The following is a 17,591-nucleotide window of genomic DNA, read 5'->3' on the forward strand; positions in this document are numbered from 1 at the left end:
TTCGATCCTCTCGGTGCCGGACTGCACGAGCATTGGCGAGCAGGCGGTACGAGCCTCATAGCCGGGGACGCAGACCTGCCCCGTCCCGGTTGCCGCCCGGAAGCCGTTCCGTGCGCCGGCGGCGCTCAGCGCCCTCCGCCCCGCTCCCCGTGACCGCGCCCGGCGCCCTGCCCCGCGGGGCAGCGCCACCGCGGGCCGGGCGGGCCGCGGTGACGGTCCACCGGCTGCCGCCCGCGGTCCCGCCTCTTCCCGCGCCGCGCTCACGACTCCGCCACCCCCTCGGCGGGTGCCGGGTCGCCCCGCCGCGGCGCCAGGACCTCCTGGGCCGCGTGCTGGTAGCGCAGTACGGCGTCCTCCGCGGCGCGCAGATCGCACGGCGCGCTCCACAGCATCCGGCGGGCCGCGTCGTACCGCTCCATCAGCATCCGGTCCTCGGACATGCCGTGCTGGGCAACCTTCGCCTTGTACGCGTCCAGACGCCCGCGCAGCTCCGCCCGTACGGCGAGCGGGGCGGTCACGGCCGAGAGCTGGGCCCGCGCCCGCTCCAGCTCGTCCTCCGCCCGCTGTTCGAGACCCTCCAGCAGCGGCGAGAGACGGTGCCACTGGGAGTGGCGCCGGTACTCGGCCGCGGCCGAGAGCTGCTCCTGCAGCGCTGTCGGGGGGCCGCTGACGGCGGGGACCTCGGAGGCCGCGATCTTCGCCAGTACCTCGCCGCGCGCCGCGCGCGCTTCGGCGAGCGTGCGGTCCGCCCGGGACAGGACGTCGCGCAGCCGCATGAGCCGCTGCTCGGAGTCCTGCCGGACGTTCAGGACGGCGTCGATCTCCCGGCGGATGTCCTCCAGAGCGCGGGCCGCGCGGTCGTACCGGTCGGTGTCTGGCCTTCCGCCGCCCGGCGCGCTGCTGCCGCCGGCCGGGATCCAGAAGGCGAGCGGATCGGCGACGACCTCCGCCCTCAGCGCGGTCAGTTCCTCGGTCGTCTGTTCCAGGTCGTCGCCTGACGGATGCTCACCGGGGCGTACGCCCACGGAGTGCGCCAGCGACTGCACCCGCCGCAGCTCGGCGGCGAGCAGGTCTATCCGGGCGGGCAGGGCCGACCAGACCGAGTCGGCCGCCGCCACCACGTCGAGAGCCCGCGCGTACCAGGTGTTCATCCACTCGACGAGACCGCTCAGCGTCACGTCCTCCGTGAGCCTCGCGCCCTCCACGGAGTCCGGCCCCGCTCCCGAGCCGCCCGCGTTGAGGGCGCTCCCCGGCACGGTGTGCGTGCCGCGCAGCAGCCGGGTGAGCTCGACGAGGTCCTCCCGGCTGGGCCAGCGGCGCCGCTCGCGGACCTCCTGCGCCTTGCCGAGGGCCGCGCTGTAGGTCTCGAAGACGTTCCAGAGCTGGGTGATGGCGGCCTCGGCCTGCGCCCACCGGTGAGCGGTCGTACCGGTGAGACGCGCGCCCTCCAGGAGGCGGCGCCCCGCGTGGTCCTGCAGCGCGAGCAGCGACGACTCGACCGCCTCGTGTTCGGCGGTCAGCCGTTCCAGAGCACGGTCGACCTCCTCCCGGCTCATCACCGGGCCGGTGGGTCCAGCGGGCCCCATCGATCACCTCACCGCTTCCGTCGTGGTCTGCTGCCGGTCGCCGTCGGACGCCGGCCGGTCCCGGCCGCCGTCCCCGTCGGTCCAGGTGCCGTGGTTTCGGCGGCGAGGGTTACTTCCCTGATGCCGCCCGGTTGATGTCGCCGGCAGACGACTCGCTGTCCGGCGTGCCCCGCCGTCCGCCCGGCCGGGAGCGCCGGACGGCCGTCGCGTCGCCCGTCCCTCCGGCTGTCGCGCCGGCTCGGGAGAGCCGCCCCCCGCGGGCCGGACGGGCGTGAACAGCGGTCGTCCGGCCGTACGTTCGCAGGCACGTGCCGCGCCGGTGTGCCCCGGGCGGCCGGCGGCGCGGGACACGGAGCCGGACAGCCGTGCCGGCTGCGTGAGCGGCTGTGTCACGGCTCGTCACCCTCCCCCTGTTCGCTGCCGGTCCTCCCCCACGCCCACTTCGTGCGACGTGGCTGTCGCTGCGGGTCCGGAACCACCCGCCAGAGTATGGCCGCGAGGATCGCGGGCCACACCGTTTCGGCAGGGATCTTGTTCGGATCGGGATCTGCCCGTGGCCGGTGCGCCGTCATCCCGTCATCACGCGCGCGGAGGGGTGCCGGTTCCCCCGCGGGGAGCGCGGCCGGAGTGCGGAGCGGCGGCGGGGAGCGAGCGGGAGTTCGCACGCGGGGCGGCCGCGGTCCGCGCCCGGTTCGGGGAGGGCGCCGGAGCATCACGCCGCCAGCTGCCAGAGTCCCTTCGCGAGGGTGGCCACGCCACCCGCCAGCGCCAGTCCCAGGATGAGACGCCTGGCCCCGTTCTCCGGCGTACGTGCGGCGAGCGCACTGCCCAGCAGGATGCCGGCACCCATGGTGAGGGCGACCAGCAGCCAGGCGGGACGGGCGAGGTGGGGAACCCCCTTGGCGAGAGCGGAGAGAAGGTTGACGCACAGTCCGTAGAACTGCGCGTTGGGCACGAACTCCCGGGCGGACCATCCCGCGTTGACGGCGTACAGGGAGAGCGCCGGCCCGCCGGTGCCCGCCGCGGAGTTCATGAATCCGCTCGCGGCACCGGCCGCCACCGCGCCGCCCGTCCCGTGCAGCGCCCGTACCCGTGCGCCCAGGACCACCAGCAGCACCGCTCCCGTGATGAGACCGCCGAGCACGGTCAGCAGCACCGGCTCCGGCAGCCGCAGTGCGAACCACGCCCCGAGGGGCACCGTGACCGCCGCCGCGGCGACCAGGGGCACCATGGTGCGCAGCCGCACCTGCCGCCATGTCGTGGCGAGCCCGGCGACTCCGATGACGACGCCCGCGCAGTTGACGAGCGCGACGCCGTCCACCGGCCCCATGAGCAGTACGAGCGCGGGCGAGGCCAGGAGCCCGAAGCCGATGCCGCTCATCCGCTGCACCGACGAGCCGAGCAGCACGACCCCGCCGAGCAGGGCGAGGAAGGGCAGTCCGCTGATCATCCTCCCGAAGCTAGCCCCGCCACCGCTCCGCTGGGGAGGGGCCGGGGCTGTCCGGATGTTCGGCAGAGCGCTGTCCCGATGTACGGCGGCGCGCTGTCCGGACGCGCAGCCGGACGCTGCGCCCCCAGGCTGAGCGGGAACGTTCAGCTGCCCGCCAGCGGCCAGGTGCAGGGGCCGTCCGGACTGTCCAGCCACACCCACTGCTCGCCCTTGCGCAGCGTCACCCCGTAGCGCTCCCGGCCGGGGCGTCCCGCCGTGCGCCACAGCTCGTAGACCTCGTGCGGTTCCATCGAGCCCGCCGTCAGGCCGAACAGGAACTGGAAGGAGTCGTGCCGCTGTGCGTGCCGTGGGATGTCCCGCCCCGCCTGCGTTCTCCGCTCCCCCGGCCCGGCGCCGCGCAGCGGGACGAAGAAGACGGGGAGGTCGTGGAAGCGTCCGCTGGCGTGCTGCCCGTCGGTCACGCGGAGGCTGACAAGCCCCGTGCCGAGCGGTGCCAGGACCAGCGCCCCGGTCGTGCACTGGCTCAGCCAGACGCTGGGCACGGAGGACAGCTCGCACGTGGCGATGATCCGGTCGTACGGGCCGTGGGCGGGAGCGCCCCGTGTGCCGTCGCCGGTGACGACGCGCGGACGGTGGCCCGCGGCGGCGAGGTGCTCGCGGGCGGCGCTGGTGATGGCGGGGTCGACGTCGATGGTGGTCACGAGGCCGTCGCCCAGGCGGTGCGCGAGGAGCGCCGCGTTGTAGCCGGAGCCGGCGCCGATCTCCAGCACGTTCATGCCGTCGTGCACCTGCAGCGCCTCCAGCATGCGTGCCATCAGCGACGGCTGGCTGCTGGAGGAGACCAGTTCACCGTCGCGGACCCGCGTGGCCAGTGGGACGTCGTCGTACACACCTGCCAGCCAGCGTGAACGGAGCTCGGGGTCGGGATCGTCGCGCCACAGCCGCTGCGGGGCGCCGTCCGGCCCGGTCACGTAGTAGTACGGCACGAACAGCTCGCGCAGCACTGCGGCGAAGGCGGCCTTCCACGCCGGGTCGGTCAGGGCGCCGCTCGCCTCGATCTGCCTCAGAAGCTCCGGAGCACCAGGCATGTCTCCACTGTGCTGCGCTGTCGCGTCGCACGCGAGGCCGGAAGGTGATGTTCAGCGCCTAGCCTCCGCGCATGACAGGAAACGCGATCACCGCGGAAGGGCTGCGCAAGCGCTACGGCGAGACTCAAGCCGTCGACGGCGCGACCTTCGAGGTGAGGCACGGGGAGTTCTACGGGATCCTCGGGCCCAACGGGGCAGGAAAGACGACGACTCTCGAGATCGTCGAAGGACTGCGCGAGCCCGACGAGGGCACGGCGACGCTGCTGGGCGAGCCGTCCTGGCCGCGCAACAAGACGCTGCTGCGGCGAATAGGCGTGCAACTGCAGGCGTCCGCCTTCTTCGAACGGCTCAGCGCACGCGAGCAGATACACACCTTCGCCTCCATCTACGGCGTCCCCTCCGCCCGGGCGGACGAGATGCTCGAGACGGTGGGCCTGGCGGAGAAGAGCCGCACGCGGGAGAACAAGCTCTCAGGGGGCCAGGCACAGCGGCTCTCCATCGCCTGCGCTCTCGTGCACGACCCCGAGCTCGTCTTCCTCGACGAGCCCACGACCGGCCTCGACCCGCAGGCGCGGCGGAACCTGTGGGACCTGCTGCGCACGATCAACTCCGAGGGCCGCACGGTCGTGCTGACCACGCACTACATGGACGAGGCCGAGGTGCTGTGCGACCGCGTCGCGATCATGGACGAGGGCCGGGTCCTGCGCGTGGGCGCTCCCGCGCAGCTGATCGAGGAGTTGGGGGTGCGGTCGCTGGAGGACGTCTTCCTCCAGCTGACGGGGAGGGAGTACCGCGAATGAAGAGTTTCCTGAGCCTCTCCCGGGCGATGGCGCTGGGGCTGCTGCGCGACCGTGCGGCGGTCTTCTTCATGCTCGTCTTCCCGCTGATGTTCCTGGCCATGTTCGGGGCGCTGTTCGGCAGCGACTCGACGCCCCGGGCGGAGGTGGTCCAGGTCGGGAACGTCAAGGTGTTCGACGCCATGCCGGACAGCCAGCGCTCCGCCCTCCACGGCGTGCTGAAGATCGAGAAGACCGGCGGCTCCGCGGCTGCCCGCCGGGACGCCCTGGCACAGGTGCGGAAGGGAGACGTCGACGCCGCCGTCTTCCAGGGCGACGGGAAAGCAGTCGAGCTGCGCTACTCCGCCGCGGACTCGGCCCGCGCCGGCAACGTGCGCGCCGTGGTGAACTCGGTGCTGCAGCAGGCGAACCAGGCAGCCACGGGGCAGCCTCCCGCCTACCGGCTGGCCACGAAGCAGGTCGAGGACGAATCAGTCAAACCCATCCAGTTCCTCACGCCGGGGCTGCTGAGCTGGGCGGTCGCCATGGGCGGCGTCTTCGGTTCGGCCCTGAACCTGGTGAGCTGGCGGAAGAAGCGCATCCTGAGGCGGCTGTGGCTCTCACCCGTGACCGCGGGTTCGGTCGTCGGGGCGAGAGTCGGGGTGAACCTCGCTCTGGCGTTCGCACAGACAGCGATCTTCATCGGACTGGCGACGCTGCCCATGTACGGGCTGCGGCTGACGGGCCACTGGTGGCTCAGCCTGCCGCTGGTCGCCTGCGGGACGCTGGCGTTCATGTCGATAGGGCTGCTCATCGGCTCCTGGGCGAAGACCGAGGAGGCGGCGAACGGGCTGGCGCAGCTGATCGTCCTACCCATGGCCTTCCTCTCCGGCTCGTTCTTCCCGCTGGAGATCGCGCCGGCATGGGTGCGCACCGTCTCCGACTTCCTCCCGCTGACGCACCTCGCGGAGGCCATGCAGTCCGTGATGACCAGGGGGGAGAGCTGGGGCGCGGCGCTGCCGGTGATGGGCGGACTGCTGCTGTTCGCGGCGGTGGTCACGCTGATCGCCTCCCGGTTCTTCCGCTGGGACGACGCTTGAGCGGACCGGGAACGTGAGCGCGTGAGGCCGCGCGGCGGCATGGGGAACCCTGCCGCCGCGCGGCGCCGCACACGGGCACCGTGCCTTCGCGCTTCCGCCGGCCGGGGCTGCCGGGACCTAGGACCGGCGGCCTCGGCCGGAGCATCTGACACCATGGAGGCGTGATGGAGATTCGGCGCGGCAGCTTGCAGACGGAGACCTTTTTCGAGCAGGTCGGCGGCGAGGAGACGTTCCGGCGCCTCGTGCACCGCTTCTACGAGGGTGTCGCCGAGGACCCGGTGCTTCGCCCGATGTACCCGGAGGAGGACCTCGGCCCGGCCGAGGAGAGGCTCACGCTCTTCCTGATCCAGTACTGGGGCGGACCCCGCACGTACAGCGATTCGCGCGGCCATCCGCGGCTGCGCATGCGCCACATGCCCTTCAAGGTCGACAGGGCGGCCCACGACGCGTGGCTGAAGCACATGCGGGACGCCGTCGACAGCCTGGAACTCGCTCCCGAGCACGAGCGCCAGCTCTGGGACTACCTCGTGTACGCCGCCAACTCCATGATCAACACAGCGGAGTAGGGCGGAGAGCGGCCCTGCCCGACGCGGCGGAGAAGCGCGCAGCACGGCTGCGGAAGAGCCGCTGCCGTGTGGCGTCAGACGGGCGTGACGCTCAGCCCCTGCCCCTTCTCCCCTCCCTGGCGCACCACGACCGAACCGGCCGGTGTGCGCAGGCGCAGCCAGGAACCGGTCCTCAGCAGGCCCAGAGGCTCCTCGCCCGCGAGGAAGCCGAGTGCGTAGGCGGCGTGCACGGCGCGCAGAGGAAGAGGGGTACGGCCCAGCGGCCGGGACCAGATCTCCTCGGCGAGCGCGTCCAGCTTCGCGCGGGTACGGTCCCGCTGCTGCAACTGCTCGGCCCGCTCCCGGAATTCGGCCACAGCGGCGCCGGCCACCGCACGCACGGCGTCCGCCGGCACCTCGCCGAAGGCCTCCCAGCCGCCACGCGGTGGCAGGACGCCCGTCCACGGCGGGCCGGTGACCGGAGCGGGGACGGTGAAGGCCTCCGCTGGTTCGTCCAGCCCTTCGAGGAGCTCACCGGCGGAGACGGTGGCGTCCGTCTCCGCGGACTCCAGCAACCGGGCCGTACGCACGGCCACCACCTCGAACCGGGCGGGTTTCGCGAAGATCCCGACGACGCCGCCGCCCGCCTGGATACGGACGGCGGCGTTCTTCTCCCAGCGCAGCAGACGCCCGAGAAACGCTTCGAGCCCCGCTGCCTCACCGGGGTCAGCGAAGACGAGACGCTGACGCACTGTCATCCAAGTAGCCTTCCAGGAACGCCCGTTCGCCGGCGGTCATCCGCCGCGGACGCTCCTCCTTCAGGTCGTAGGGGACGATGACGGTCGTCGCCCGTGCGTGCACCCTGCCCGCGTCGCTTATCTCGTAGGCGAGAGTGGCGGAGGCCGCGTTGAGCTTCGTCACCCAGGTCTCGACCGTCACCGGCTCGTGCCGGTGGAAGAGCGGACGCAGGTAGTCGATCTCGTGCCTGGCCACCACGCAGCCGCCGCGGAACGGCACTTCCGCTCCCGTCTCCGCGTCGCGCACCGACTCCTCCGCCACCCGGAACATGAAGTCGATCCGCGCCTCCTCCAGGTAGCGGAGGTAGACGACGTTGTTGACGTGCCCGTAGGCGTCCATGTCCGACCAGCGCAGAGGGCACTGGTATGTATGCCGCACGTGTCAGACCGCCTGCCTCAGCCCCTGGTGAGCTTCTTGTAGGTCGCGCGGTGCGGACGAGCCGCGTCCGGACCCAGCCTCTCGATCTTGTTCTTCTCGTACGACTCGAAGTTGCCCTCGAACCAGAACCACTTGGACTCGCCCTCGTAGGCAAGGATGTGCGTGGCCACGCGGTCGAGGAACCAGCGGTCGTGGGAGACGACCACGGCGCAGCCCGGGAAGTCCAGCAGCGCGTTCTCCAGCGACGAGAGCGTCTCGACGTCGAGGTCGTTGGTCGGTTCGTCGAGCAGCAGCAGGTTGCCGCCCTGCTTCAGGGTGAGGGCCAGGTTGAGCCTGTTGCGCTCACCGCCGGAGAGCACGCCGGCCGGCTTCTGCTGGTCCGGTCCCTTGAAACCGAACGCGGACACGTAGGCCCGGGAGGGCATCTCGACCTGGCCGACGTTGATGTAGTCGAGCTCGTCGGAGACGACGGCCCACAGGGTCTTCTTGGAGTCGATGTTCTCGCGGCTCTGGTCGACGTAGGAGATCTTGACCGTGTCGCCGACCTTGATGCTGCCCGCGTCGGGCTCCTCGATCCCCTGGATCATCTTGAACAGCGTGGTCTTGCCCGCGCCGTTGGGGCCGATCACGCCGACGATGCCGTTGCGCGGCAGGGAGAAGGAGAGGTCGTCGATGAGGACCTTGTCGCCGAACGCCTTGCTGAGGTTCTCCACCTCCACGACGATGTTGCCCAGTCGCGGGCCCGGCGGGATCTGGATCTCCTCGAAGTCCAGCTTCCGGGTCTTCTCCGCCTCGGCGGCCATCTCCTCGTAACGCGTCAGCCGCGCCCGGGACTTGGCCTGACGGCCCTTGGCGTTGGAGCGGACCCACTCCAGTTCGTCCTTGAGCCGCTTCTGACGCTTGGCGTCCTTCTGACCCTCGACCTTCAGACGCGACTGCTTCTTCTCCAGGTACGTGGAGTAGTTGCCCTCGTAGCCGATGGCACGGCCGCGGTCCAGCTCCATGATCCAGCCGGCGACGTTGTCCAGGAAGTACCTGTCGTGAGTGATCGCGACGACGGTGCCGGGGTACTGCGCCAGGTGCTGCTCCAGCCACTGGACGGACTCGGCGTCCAGGTGGTTGGTCGGCTCGTCGAGGAGGAGCAGGTCGGGCTGCTCCAGCAGCAGCTTGCAGAGGGCGACGCGGCGCTTCTCACCGCCGGACAGGTTCGTGACCGGCCAGTCCCCGGGCGGGCAGCCCAGCGCGTCCATGGCCTGCTCGAGCTGCGACTCCAGGTCCCAGGCGTTGGAGTGGTCCAGCTGCTCCTGCAGCTTGCCCATCTCCTCCATCAGCTCGTCGGTGTACTCGGTCGCCATCTGCTCGGCGATCTCGTTGAACCGGTCCAGCTTGCCCTTGGTCTCCGCGACGCCGGCCTCGACGTTCTCCAGGACCGTCTTCGACTCGTCCAGCGGCGGCTCCTGCAGCAGGATGCCGACGCTGTAGCCCGGGGAGAGCTGGGCGTCTCCGTTGGAGGGCTGGTCGAGCCCGGCCATGATGCGCAGCACCGTGGACTTACCGGCGCCGTTCGGCCCCACGACACCGATCTTCGCGCCCGGCAGGAAGCTCAAGGTGACGTCGTCGAGGATCACCTTGTCGCCATGCGCCTTGCGCGCCTTGCGAAGGGTGTAGATGTACTCAGCCAAGAGGAACCGTCCGGCAATCAGTAGGTGTCGAAGTGCGGCCGCGCCGCATGGGCAGACAGCACCCATCTTGCCGCACGTCACCGCTCAGCCCGAAACGGGGCGGTCGCGGCCCCCACGCCGCGGTGTGAACTGCTCGCTACGAAGTGTGCTGTCCGGCTTCCCCCGGCTCTCCGGCCTCTTCCGGCCCGCGGCGGCGCACCGCGAGGACCGCGACGGCACCCACGACGACGAGTCCCACCGCGACGCCGACGAGCACCGGGGTGTTGCTCGCACCCGTCTCCGCCAGGTCCCCGCCGTCCTGGGCGGAGCCGCCCGAGCCGCCCCCGCCGACAGTGGCCGGCTGGGACTGCGTCGTCATCCCGCTCATGTCCGGCCTGGCGGCCTCGCTCCTCGTGACGCAGTCCAGTACGCCAGTGAAGGCCTTCCGCACGCCCGGTGCGCTGACGGGGATGCGGTACGCCTGGTCCTCGCCCACGGGCACCGTGATCTTCTTGCTGCGCTTCGCCGGCACAGTGTGGGCCTCGCCCGCGGCGCGGAAGCGGAACGGCCGGTCACCGGAGTTGGTCACGGTGAGGCGCACGCCGCTCTCCCGGCAGTCCTTCACCGCGCCGACGGCGGGTATCACGCCGTGCTCGTCCCAGCTGACGTCGGCCGTCGCCGAGACCGTGGACCGGCTGGAGCCCGCGAGTATCTGCGTCTGGCTGCCGGCCTGCCCTCCCACTCCTGCGAAGGCCCGGCCGACCGGGACCTTCGTAGCGGCCTGCACGGTCAGCGAGGCCGTCCCCGTCCGGCGCTCCGACGGCACGTCGAGGTACAGCCGCCCGCCGTCCCGGACGGAGGCCGCGCTCCTGCCGCCGTCACCCACGACCCGAACGTCGCGGAGGGCGGAGCGGGACGCCGGGGCGATCGCCGCGCTCGGTGCGCCGGTACGCACCTTCAGCGGACCGAACCGGCCCTTCGCCTTCTCGGCGACCCCGGCGGAGTCGAGGGAGAGTGAGGCCCTGGGCTCGGCCAGCGTGCGGGCCTTGCGGTGCAGGTGGTCGGCGAGCTTCTCCGCGGCGGGGTCGACGGCCTCGACCTCGACGTCTCCCCCGGCGTCCGAGTACCTCCAGATGGCCACCTGGGTGCCCGCCGCCGCCGTCTCCGGGGTGAGCTTGCCCGCCCCGGACGATTTCGCCAGCGCCTGCAGATCGTTGACCTGCGGGTACGAGTGCCGGAGTATCCAGAGGATCTTCCCCGCGTTCCGGTTGCCGTGCAGCGAGGTCTGGTCCCAGTCCGTCTCGCCGTACCGAGCCTGGTCCTGCGTGGCGCTGTCGACGTCCGTGCCGTACGTCTGCAGGGTTCCGCCGCCGTCGACGGCCATCTCGAACAGGCCGGCGCTCGTGGTCAGTTCCTCGCCGTCCTCGCGGACGACCGCCTCACCGTGCGTCTCCAGCCCTTGCAGCGTGGCCAGGGCACCGCCCCGCCAGGTGGGCTGCTCCCCGGGTGCCGCCTGTCCTGCGGCTGCGGGGGTGGCTGCAGCCGTCAGGCCGCCCGCCAGCAGCGCCGGCACGAACAGCGCCGCGGCCAGCAGCCGCCGCCTCCGCGCGGTCGCGCATCCGCCCACGACAGTCACAGCGGTGCGGACAAAGCTCATGGATTTCCCCTCCGGGCGAGACGGACACGACATCGGCGGTCACTCGGTGACCGGTGGTCGGGGACGGTCTTGTCTCGCCGCACAGCACTGAACCCCCGTCAGCCATGCGGAGGATCGTAAGGAGCGGGCGCGACCCGCTTCCCCTCGAACGGGTCGAGCAAGCGTTCTGATCCACAATCGTTATCAGCGAATCCGGCGGACCGGGACGATCACGGCGCGGCACCCTGACGCGGAATGACCGCCTCCACGTCGCCGCCGGTCACAGCTCCGGAACTCCCTCCGGGCGCCTCCGCGTTGCGGCCCGGACCAGCACGCGGGCCGCTCCGCGACGGGGTGCGGACGAACGCCGACGTGCCCCGGGAGAGATCGTGGCCCACCGCCGTGGCCGTCAGATCCGCCGAGGCGAACTGCCGTCCGTCCCGCTCCGTCTGACGGATCCGCAACTGCCCTGTGACGACGAGTGGTTCCCCCACCGTCACCGACGAAGCGAGGTTGGCGGCCAGCGATCTCCAGGCCCAGACGGTGTAGAAGTTCGTGAACGCGTCCGCCCAGCCTCCCGACCTCTGGTCGTAGCGCCGCACGGTACTGGCCAGGCGGAACCGGGCTGTCGGCAGCCCCGCGGCCGACCTCCGGAACTCGACCGGCGTCGCGACGTTGCCCACGACAGTCACCTGCGACTCGTTCACACGCACCCCCTGATCCCGGCAGCGCCACCCGCGCCGCTCACGGACCTCAGAGTGCACCGATTTCCGAAATCCCGCTCAGAGCTGGGGATTACCGAATAGTTGTGGACAACCCGCTCACACCTGAGGGGGCCGGAGCGCGCCTCGACGCCGCTCCGGCCCCCTCAGGACGGACGGTTACAGCCGGCCCGCCTCGCCCGACACGATCACGTACTGCTCGCGCACCTCCCGGTAGCGCAGCAGCTCCGCGGCCACCGGCTCCAGCACCCTGACCTGCCCGCACGACGCCACGAGCCGGCGCAGCCGCCACTCCTCACGCTGCCCGTACGCTGCCGCCGGCCCCCGCGCCGCGAAGCGGCAGCCCCAGGAGAGCAGCGAACCGCCGAGCACGCCCCCGAGCAGCAGGGCGACCCCCATCCACTCCTCGCCGACACCGGCGCCCAGCGCTGTCGCGGCCACCCATCCGGCACCGACGAGCTGGAGAAGCAGCAGCACCAGCTGCCCCAGGAAGGCCAGCGCCCACCAGGCCGGACGGCGCAGCGCTGCCGCCCGGGCGCGTCCGCCCCGCGCGGTCCCGCCGTCGCCCTGCCCGTCCCTCTCCGAGCCGTCCGCGGCACCCTCGGGGGCGTCGTCCTCCCGCAGCGCCCTGTCCAGGGCCTCCGGCAGCCCCGCCGCTCCGCGCCACGCGGCGTCCCGCACGGAGCGGTGCCACGCCTCGGGCAGCCCGGCGCCCGCCTGCTCGACCACTGTGCGAACGGCGTGGGCGACAGCAGGCCGCGAGACCCTGGGCAGTCTGTCGCCGGCCGGAGGTGCCGCCGCGGAGGCGGCGGGCGCGCCGGGCAGCTCGCCTCCGGCACCTTCCCTGCCGGCCTGCTCGCCCGCCTCGGAGAAGGCGTACGCCTCGGCCTCGGCCGACTCGGCTCCCGCGTCGCCGAGTTCCGCGGCGACGGGCTCCTCCTTGGCGGAGCGGCGGTCGTCGTACCAGTGCTGGAGGCGGGCCCACGGCGTCCCGCACGCGCGGTCGGCCAGCCGCAGCCAGGCGCGCTCGGCCGCCTGCCCCGCGGTGACCGCGCCCGCCGCGCGGGCCAGCCTGTCGGCGAAGTCGTCGCGGACCTCCTCCGTCAGCCCGGACAGCGCGTCCGCTGAGGCCGCCGCCGGGACGTGGCCGGGAGGCACGTACACCGCACGCAGCCGTCCCACGACACCGTCCAGGTCGGCGTTGAGCCGGAGTCCCGCAGCGCGGCGCCGGGCGACGAACTGCGCGAGGTCCGTGCGGAGTTCGTCGACGCCCTCGCCCCCGAGCGCGGAGGTGGCCAGCACCCGCGCGCCGGGCTCCCCGTGGTCGCCCAGCGCCATGCCGTCCTCGTCGAGCAGCCGCCGCAGGTCGTTGAGCACCGCGTCCTTCGCCTCGCCGGGGAGGCGGTCGGTCTGGTTGAGGACGATGAAGGTCACCTCGGCGTACCCGGCGAGCGGGCGCAGGTACCGCTCGTGCAGCACGGCGTCGGCGTACTTCTCGGGGTCGACGACCCACACCACCGCGTCGACGAGCCGCAGCAGCCGGTCCACCTGTGCGCGGTGGCCGTCCGCGGCGGAGTCGTGGTCCGGGAGGTCGATGAGGACGAGCCCCTCCAGTTCGTGGCGGGCCGAGTCGTCGATGCGTCCCCGCCAGTCCGACTCGGGACGCATGAGCCTGCGCGTCGACTGCGGGATCGCGAGCCGGTCGAGGAGGCCGTCGGCCGGGCCCGCACCCGGCACCTCCCACGAGCAGGCGACGGGTGTGGCGGTGGTGGGGCGGCGCATGCCTGCCTGCGAAAGCCGCGTTCCGGCAAGGGCGTTGAAGAGGGACGACTTGCCGCTGCCCGTGGCTCCGGCGATCGCCACGGTCGTGTACGCGCTCGGGAGCTGCTTGCGGGCGCCCGCGGCGTCCAGGACGCGCTGGGCCTCCGCGAGGACGCCCGAGGGGATCCGGGAGCGGGAGAGGTCGAGGAGCCTGCTCAGCGCGGCGAGCCGCTGGGACAGCGAGGTCTCCGCTCCGCGGGGGCCGGCCCCGTGCGCACGCTGCGCGTACTCCTCGTGGCCCTCGAAGTCCTCGTACGGCTGTACCGGTGACGCCTCGTCGGACGACCAGCCGGGGATCTGCCGTCCGGGCGCCGCCGTGACGCCGTGGCCCCCGGAGTCCGGGGGCTCCGGGTCGGGGTCCGTGCCCCAGAGTGCGGCGGCCCTCGACCAGGCAGGACGCTCACCCGGCGCCGACGCGGCGTGCGCGCGCCTCGCGATCAGCCCGTCGTCCCACGCTCCCGCTTCGCCGTCCGCGGCGGTCCCTTCACCCGGCTCGGCGGCGGCATCGCCTTCCGCTGCGGCCGCCTGCCGCTCCCGGTTCTCGCCGCTCGCGGTGGGACCGTCGCTGCCCGCGGCGGCGTCCGGCGCGGCCTGCTTCTCTTCGGACGAGCCGTCGATACGAACATCCGTTGTGGACACTGCCGTCACCTCTCCGTCTGGGACTGCGACTCCGTCAACTTCCGGGCTCCCGGCCCCGGGAGAACCGCCGCCTCCGCCTTGCGCAGCACCGACAGCGCCGCGATCAGGTCGACCTGCGGGCCGGGCGCCGTCTCCAGGGCCTCCAGCGGTGCCAGGCGGCGGTCCCGCTCCCCGTACAGCGCTCTCTCCACGTACGTCGCGAGCAACCGCACACCGCACTCCCTCAGCTTCCGCGCGCTCACCTCGCCGAACGCCGCCGCCAGCGACCGGTAGGCGCCCGCCGCGTGGCCGCCGCCCACGAGTGCGGTCGCCAGCAGCGCCGCCGCCTCCTCGGCGTCCCGGCCGAAACCGTGGTCGACCGCGCGCGCCTCCTCGTCGGCGAGCTCCTCCATGCAGCGCCGCCAGCGGCGCACGAGCAGGTTCATGCGCCCCCGCCCGTCGGACCCGCGGAGACCTTCCGGCAGACCGCGGCCGCGGTCTGCCGGAAGGTCTCCGGTCGCTTCCGCCGACTCCCCGCCGGGCACGGCCGGTTCGCGGCGCCAGGACTCCGCGATGCGCTCGTCGGCGGCGGCGACGGCGGAGGCCAGCAGCGTGGTCAGCCCCTCCTCGAAGGCGTCCAGCACCTCCTCGCCCCGGCTGTCGACGGGGAAGCCGCGCCACAGCGCGTCGGCGTCGCCCGCGAGGAGTTCACCGACGGCGATGTGCCGCCGTACGCGTACACGGGCCTCCTCGAAGGCGTCCTCGACGTGGCCCGTCAGCCGCGTCGCCGCGGCGTGCTGTGCGGCGGAGGCGTTGGCGAGCGAGGCGACGCGAGGGCGGAGCGACGCGAGGGCCCCGACGGCGGTACGGCGGCCGGCGACCGCCCGCGCGGCGGGGTCCAGGGCCCGCTGCGCGAGCCAATTGCGCAGGCCCGCGACGGCTGTTGCGGGGAGCAGCCCCGATCCCCCGGCGGACTCCGGCAGTTCGGGGACGGTGAAGCGCGGCACGTCGGCCAGCCCCTCACGGATCATGAGGGCGCCGTACTGCCTCGCCACGTCCGGGGCGATCTGGTGCGGCACCCTGTCGAGGACGGTGACGAGCGTGACGTCGTACTCCTTGGCGGTGCGCAGCAGATTCCACGGCACGGCGTCCGCGTAGCGCGCGGCAGTCGTGACGAGCACCCAGATGTCCGCAGCGCACAGGAGTTCCGCGGCGAGGTCGCGGTTGCGGGCGACCAGGGAGTCGATGTCGGGTGCGTCGAGCAGGGCCAGACCGGGGGGCAGCGCGGAGTCGGTCTCGATCCGCAGAGGACGTCTGCCGTCGTCCTCGGCGTCCGTCTCCTCGACACCGAGCAGCTCGTCGTCGGCCGAGTCCCCGCGTGCGCCGACTCCGAACTGGCCCTGGGCGGCGTCTTGGCGGGGCACCCGGACCCGCTCCAGCCGCGGCAGGATGCGCCGTCCGGAGAACCACTCGCGGTCGTCGGGATGGCACACGAGCACCGGCGTACGCGTCGTCGGACGGAGCACCCCCGCTTCACTGACCCTGCGCCCCACGAGCGAGTTGACGAGTGTCGACTTGCCCGCTCCCGTCGATCCCCCGACCACGGCGAGCAGCGGCGCGTCCGGAACGCGCAGCCGCGGCATGAGGTAGTCGTCGAGCTGGGCGAGCAGTTCGTCGCGCGAACGCCGGGCGCGCTCGGCGCCCGGAAGGGGCAGCGGAAAGCGTGCAGCGGCGACGCCTTCGCGCAGCGCGGTAAGTGCATCGAGCAGTTCTGGCCGTACGTTCAAGATCGCCACATGCGCAGAATGCCCAAATTTGCTGCCTTTTTGAAGCCTATCCACGGCACTGCGCAGCGAAAACAATCGGTTTCGGATGCGAATGGGCCATTCGCCCCATGTGACCCGCCACTCGTCACCACCGCTGCCGACGCACCCATAACGACTGCGCAACACCCGTACGGCACACGGCGAAAACCGCTGCACGAATCGCACCGGCCTGCGATTATCGGGAGCGCTTCACTGAACCTCCACATGGTGTCGCGGACGTGAAGCAAACAGCGCCAGCCACGGGGCCCCCTATCCTTGACCACGCCACGGTCACCCGGAGGCACGCCCGCACTCCGCGACCGAGACCGGCCCCCGTAGCTCAGTGGATAGAGCAGGCGCCTTCTAAGCGCTTGGCCGCAGGTTCGAGTCCTGCCGGGGGCGCACACGAACGCCGCGTTCTACATGCGTAGAGCGCGGCGTTTCACGGTTCCGGAAGTACGAGCACGCGGCGCGCGGACGGGGACGGGGCGGCCCGCGGGCGGGCCGAGAGGAAAGCCCCGGCCAGCAGGGGGGTTGCTGACCGGGGCGGCAGGGTGGAGCGGGGTCGGGGTGCGGCCCCCTGGCGGCGCCCGCGGCCGGCGTCAGGAAGCCGCGTCGAGGATCGCCAGGAGGTCGGTGGCGGCCGCGCGGGGGCCCGCGACGTTGCCGACGCCGGTGGCGTTCAGCACGACCTCGTCGACGCCGATCTTCCGGTACTCGTCCAGCCGCTCGTGGATCTCCTCGGCCGTGCCGTACAGGAAGACACCGCCGTCGACGAGCTTCATGGCGTCCCCGGAGCTTCCGTCGCCGGTGATCTCGACACCGGCCTTGCGCAGGGCGTCCTTGTAGTGCGGGGCCTGGATGTGCTGACCGCAGGCCGCAGCGGCCAGATCGGCCACCTTGCGGTCGGGCCCGGAGAGGGCGACGGGCACGATGGCCGTCACCTTGGCCGGGTCGCCGGAGCGGCGCTCCCGCGCGCCGTCCTCCATCGCCGGCATCAGCGTCTCGTGGAGGTAGTGCGCGGAGCCGAGCCAGGTGATGGCCACATCGGCGATCTCACCGGCCAGGGCGGCCATCTTCTCCCGCAGGACGCCCAGGCCCACGGAGACGGGCGCCGGCTTGAACTCCACCAGGCGCGAGACGGACGAGTAGTGGTCCCCGTGGACCTCCGTGACCTCGCCGGACAGCAAGCCTCGCACCGTGCTGACGTACTCGCGGCTCGCCGCGAGCGGGCTGGCGTACGGCTTGCCCATGAAACTGCGCTGGGCCGCGACCCCTCCGGGGCCGAACCCGGCCACGACGGAATGCCCCGTGTTGAGGGCCACGGAACGTGCTTCCAGTGCGGCCTGGTACGGAGAGCGGAGCGGCATCAGGGAGACACCGAACCCGGAAGGGACCCTGATGCCGATTCCAGCGAGCCAATTGATCAGATGATGGCTGTCCAGGAGCATTCCGTGGCCCTGCCACAACCTGTGCGCACACGTCCAGTGCACCAGGTTCGCGAAAGGGACGACCTGCTCCGGACGGACAGGACCGAAGGGGAGGAGAATCGAGAGCCGCACCCCGGGAATTCCTTTCTACGGGCTTTTCCGCATCGAGGTGTGCGC

At 72.4% G+C, this 17,591-nt stretch carries 14 protein-coding genes and 1 tRNA gene; 4 read left to right on the top strand and 11 right to left on the bottom strand.

The genetic code is table 11. The annotated features are described in order from the left end of the window. Positions 1–260 precede the first annotated feature (260 nt). From H181DRAFT_RS07455 to H181DRAFT_RS07465, 3 genes are all read right to left on the bottom strand, one after another. Complete coding sequence (locus tag H181DRAFT_RS07455) at positions 261–1,586, bottom strand: coiled-coil domain-containing protein (RefSeq protein ID WP_074467754.1); 1,326 nt, start codon at positions 1,584–1,586, stop codon at positions 261–263. A gap of 712 nt (positions 1,587–2,298) precedes the next feature. Next, positions 2,299–3,036 (bottom strand): sulfite exporter TauE/SafE family protein, encoded by a 738-nt coding sequence (locus tag H181DRAFT_RS07460; protein ID WP_045863400.1) that lies wholly within the window; start codon positions 3,034–3,036, stop codon positions 2,299–2,301. Between the two features lie 143 nt (positions 3,037–3,179). Continuing rightward, positions 3,180–4,124: a methyltransferase domain-containing protein gene (locus H181DRAFT_RS07465; RefSeq protein WP_045863401.1), complete on the bottom strand. Its 945-nt coding sequence runs from the start codon at positions 4,122–4,124 to the stop codon at positions 3,180–3,182. Between the two features lie 71 nt (positions 4,125–4,195). Here H181DRAFT_RS07465 and H181DRAFT_RS07470 point away from each other — a divergent pair, with 71 nt between their 5' ends. The 3 genes from H181DRAFT_RS07470 (at position 4,196) to H181DRAFT_RS07480 (ending at position 6,566) form a co-directional block, all read left to right on the top strand. After that, positions 4,196–4,924, top strand: coding sequence for an ABC transporter ATP-binding protein (locus H181DRAFT_RS07470; RefSeq protein WP_045863402.1), 729 nt, complete (start codon positions 4,196–4,198; stop codon positions 4,922–4,924). Next, positions 4,921–6,000 carry an ABC transporter permease gene (locus H181DRAFT_RS07475; protein WP_045863403.1) on the top strand — a complete coding sequence of 360 codons (1,080 nt, stop codon included), beginning with the start codon at positions 4,921–4,923 and terminating at the stop codon, positions 5,998–6,000. The genes H181DRAFT_RS07470 and H181DRAFT_RS07475 overlap by 4 nt, the downstream gene beginning before the upstream one ends. A gap of 164 nt (positions 6,001–6,164) precedes the next feature. Next, positions 6,165–6,566: a globin gene (locus H181DRAFT_RS07480; protein WP_045863404.1), complete on the top strand. Its 402-nt coding sequence runs from the start codon at positions 6,165–6,167 to the stop codon at positions 6,564–6,566. A gap of 74 nt (positions 6,567–6,640) precedes the next feature. On the opposite strand, the gene H181DRAFT_RS07485 is transcribed toward H181DRAFT_RS07480, so the two are convergent. The 7 genes from H181DRAFT_RS07485 to H181DRAFT_RS07515 all read right to left on the bottom strand — a co-directional run bounded on the left by H181DRAFT_RS07485 (position 6,641) and on the right by H181DRAFT_RS07515 (position 15,975). Continuing rightward, positions 6,641–7,303 (bottom strand): DUF8185 domain-containing protein, encoded by a 663-nt coding sequence (locus tag H181DRAFT_RS07485; RefSeq protein ID WP_045863405.1) that lies wholly within the window; start codon positions 7,301–7,303, stop codon positions 6,641–6,643. Further along, positions 7,272–7,721 (bottom strand): acyl-CoA thioesterase, encoded by a 450-nt coding sequence (locus tag H181DRAFT_RS07490; protein WP_074467755.1) that lies wholly within the window; start codon positions 7,719–7,721, stop codon positions 7,272–7,274. The genes H181DRAFT_RS07485 and H181DRAFT_RS07490 overlap by 32 nt, the downstream gene beginning before the upstream one ends. 17 nt (positions 7,722–7,738) lie before the next feature. After that, positions 7,739–9,403: an energy-dependent translational throttle protein EttA gene (ettA, locus tag H181DRAFT_RS07495; protein ID WP_045863407.1), complete on the bottom strand. Its 1,665-nt coding sequence runs from the start codon at positions 9,401–9,403 to the stop codon at positions 7,739–7,741. 136 nt (positions 9,404–9,539) lie between these two features. Next, positions 9,540–11,039 (bottom strand): thioester domain-containing protein, encoded by a 1,500-nt coding sequence (locus H181DRAFT_RS07500; RefSeq protein ID WP_078895554.1) that lies wholly within the window; start codon positions 11,037–11,039, stop codon positions 9,540–9,542. 209 nt (positions 11,040–11,248) lie between these two features. Continuing rightward, complete coding sequence (locus H181DRAFT_RS07505; RefSeq protein ID WP_045863564.1) at positions 11,249–11,725, bottom strand: single-stranded DNA-binding protein; 477 nt, start codon at positions 11,723–11,725, stop codon at positions 11,249–11,251. A 174-nt stretch (positions 11,726–11,899) separates the two neighbouring features. After that, positions 11,900–14,200, bottom strand: coding sequence for a GTPase (locus H181DRAFT_RS07510; RefSeq protein ID WP_052708489.1), 2,301 nt, complete (start codon positions 14,198–14,200; stop codon positions 11,900–11,902). A 5-nt stretch (positions 14,201–14,205) separates the two neighbouring features. Beyond that, positions 14,206–15,975: a dynamin family protein gene (locus tag H181DRAFT_RS07515; protein WP_074467756.1), complete on the bottom strand. Its 1,770-nt coding sequence runs from the start codon at positions 15,973–15,975 to the stop codon at positions 14,206–14,208. 338 nt (positions 15,976–16,313) lie between these two features. Between H181DRAFT_RS07515 and H181DRAFT_RS07520 the strand changes: the two genes are divergently transcribed. Then, positions 16,314–16,386 (top strand) — tRNA-Arg (locus H181DRAFT_RS07520). A 200-nt stretch (positions 16,387–16,586) separates the two neighbouring features. Here the strand turns inward: H181DRAFT_RS07520 and H181DRAFT_RS07525 are convergent. Continuing rightward, complete coding sequence (locus tag H181DRAFT_RS07525) at positions 16,587–17,546, bottom strand: LLM class flavin-dependent oxidoreductase (RefSeq protein ID WP_175439724.1); 960 nt, start codon at positions 17,544–17,546, stop codon at positions 16,587–16,589. Positions 17,547–17,591 lie beyond the last annotated feature (45 nt).

It is taken from the genome of Streptomyces sp. WMMB 714 (assembly GCF_900090125.1).
Lineage (GTDB): Bacteria > Actinomycetota > Actinomycetes > Streptomycetales > Streptomycetaceae > Streptomyces > Streptomyces daqingensis.